This window comes from Staphylococcus sp. 231237_7MaSpsaltlick (assembly GCF_043107035.1).
Genome location: NZ_JBICNX010000226.1, coordinates 1 through 739, shown reverse-complemented (window position 1 = coordinate 739; position 739 = coordinate 1). Strand labels below are relative to the sequence as shown.

Sequence of the window (739 nt, the reverse complement as noted above, 5' to 3'; positions counted from 1 at the left end):
TAAAGCACTACAAATAACTAATATTTTAAGAGATGTGGGCGAAGATTTTCAAAATGGTAGAGTTTATCTCAGCCAAGAAAAGCTAGCTGAATATAAGATAGACTTACAAGCTGTATATAATGATGGGGTTACCCAAAATTATATAGACTTATGGGAAAACTATGCTAATGAGGCAATTCAACTATACAATATAGCATTAAATGGAGTTGAATACTTTGATGAAGAAGTGCGTTATATTGTTGAATTAGCGGCATATGCCTATCTTGAAATTCTTGAAGAAGTGAGAAAGTCGGGCTATACACTGTATAAAAAAGTATATGTAAGTAAACTTAGAAAACTGAAAATTTATCGCGAAATCATTACGAAATATAATAGGAGTGAAACATTATGAAGATTGCAGTCATTGGTGGTGGTGTTTCGGGTTTAGCTGCAGCTTCAAGGTTGTCAGCAAATGGACATCAAGTAGATATTTATGAAAAGAATAAGCAGATAGGTGGTAGAATGAATCAAATTAAACAAGACGGGTTTACATTTGATATGGGTCCAACAATAGTAATGATGCCTGAAGTCTATCGTGATGTTTTTAATTACGCACAAAAGAATATGAATAATTACTTGGAGATTAAACAATTATCTCACATATATGATGTGTACTTTAGTGAGTCTGACCAAATTCGTGTGCCTACAGATCTTGCGCAATTAAGAGATATGCTTGAAGCTATTGAGCCTAACTCCACAC

General features: G+C 33.6%; 2 protein-coding genes. Both read left to right on the top strand.

Annotated features, from left to right (window positions below):
• Positions 1-391: squalene/phytoene synthase family protein (locus tag ACF91D_RS31095; protein ID WP_392438604.1), on the top strand; the 391-nt coding region annotated here is incomplete at its 5' end.
• Positions 388-739, top strand: a 352-nt coding sequence (locus ACF91D_RS31090) for a phytoene desaturase family protein (RefSeq protein ID WP_392438603.1), incomplete at its 3' end; no start/stop codon positions are given. The genes ACF91D_RS31095 and ACF91D_RS31090, both read left to right, overlap by 4 nt.